Here is a 1,633-nt window from a genome sequence, read left to right as displayed (position 1 = left end):
GCCGAGGGCGGCTGGCAGCGGGACGAGGCGCTGACGCATGCCCTGCGCGAGGAGCTGACGGCCCGCTGCGGCGGGCCCGCGGCGGAGGCGGCCTGGTGGGCGGCGCTGGCGGCGAGCGACGCGGTGGGCGGGCAGGTCGGCCGAGAGGAGGCGGCGGACATGGCGGAGGCGTGCGGCGCGGAGCCCTGGGTCAGGGAGCGCGTCCTGGCCGCCGTCGACGAGCTGGTGCGCCGCGGCATGCTGGCCGTGGTGCCGGGCGGCGACGAGCTGCGGGTTGCGCTCAGCGGTGTCGTACGGGCCCTGCGCGCGGAGGCCGAGCAGCAGCTCACCGTGCTGCTCGGCAGGCTCGCCCTGGAGCGGGAGGAAGGGGGCGAGGGTCCGAGGGCGTGGCACCTCAATCGCTACGCGACCGTGCCGGTGTACGCCCGCCTGCGTGAAGCGCCTTCCGCGTACGAGGAGTTCGCCGAGGAGGCCCGACTCCAGCTCGCGGAAGAGGACTTCAACCCGTCCGGGACCCTCGACTCCGAACCGGCCGCGCTACTCGCCTCCCTGGGACCCGAGTTCGCGGAGGCGCACCCCCATGTCCGGCTGGATGTGCGCTGCCCGCCCGGGCTGCGGGTCGCGGTGCCCGAGCCGGTGCTGCGCGCGGTGCTCTACGAGGTGATGGACAACGCGGCGGAGGCGCTCGCCGGGCAGGACGGGGTGCTCCAGATCCTGGTGGAGCGGGAGAGCCCCGAGGTGCTGGTCGTCCTGCGCGACAGCGGCCCCGGCCTGCCGGAGCGGGCCCGCTCGCGCCCCGCACGCATCTTCGGCCCCACCTGGACCACCCGGGGCGACGGCCGGGGCCGGGGCCTGCACCGGGTCCGCCGCTTCCTCCAGTCCCGCGCCACGGACGACGTCTCCGCCGACATCGAGGTCCTCGACCCCGACAACCGCGCCCTGACGGGAGCGGCGTTCCGCCTGGTCCTCCCGGAGCACGACAACTGACGCACCGCGCGCCCTGCCCCACGCGGCGGGTCCTCCCTCCCGGGCTGCGCGGCCCGGCCCCGGCGACCGGGGAGCCTCACGCTTCCCGGTGGGGCCTCGTCGTTCCGGGCGTGCGCGACCCGGCCCTCGCCTACGCCCCCCTGCACGGCCGGCGCCGGCCGACCTCGGCGGGGTCTTGGCCTTCCGGACCGCGTGGCTCGGCTCTCGCCGGCTTGACGGAGCCTCGTCCTTCCGGGCTTGTGCTGCCCGCTCGCGCGCGTGCGGTGGCCTTTGTCTTTGCGGGCCTGCGCAGATCAGCTGTCGTGTGCCCGGCGGGGTGTCGCTGTTTCGGGTCCGGGTGGGCCGGGGCTCTCCCATCGCGGCGGGGTCTCCTCGTTCCGGGCTTGCGTGGACCGGGGCTTTCCCCTCTCGGCAGGGCCTCGTTCTTCTGGGCCGGTGCGGATCGGCCCCGGCCACCGGGCGGGGTCTCGCTCTTCCCGGCTTGTGCGGGCTCGCGCTCTCCCCTCTCGGCGGGGCCCCGTTGCTCCGGGTATGCGCGGACCGCCCCTCGCCCACCCCACGGCCCTCGCCCGCCCGGGCTTCCGCAGACCAGCCCTTGCCCACCGGCGGCCTTCGCTTTCCCGGGCTTGCGCGGATCGGCGCCCTC

At 76.6% G+C, this 1,633-nt stretch carries 1 protein-coding gene; it reads left to right on the top strand.

Features of this window, described 5'->3' with window-relative positions; translation table 11 throughout:
* Positions 1-987 (top strand): ATP-binding protein (locus CCN72_RS35200; RefSeq protein ID WP_143664316.1); only part of this gene is annotated, 987 nt, incomplete at its 5' end.
* Positions 988-1,633 lie beyond the last annotated feature (646 nt).

Origin of the sequence: Streptomyces murinus, assembly GCF_002154555.1 — a bacterium.
Classification (GTDB): Bacteria; Actinomycetota; Actinomycetes; order Streptomycetales; family Streptomycetaceae; genus Streptomyces; species Streptomyces murinus.
Note: the sequence above shows the minus strand (reverse complement) of the source record. Positions and strands in the feature narration are given on the sequence as shown.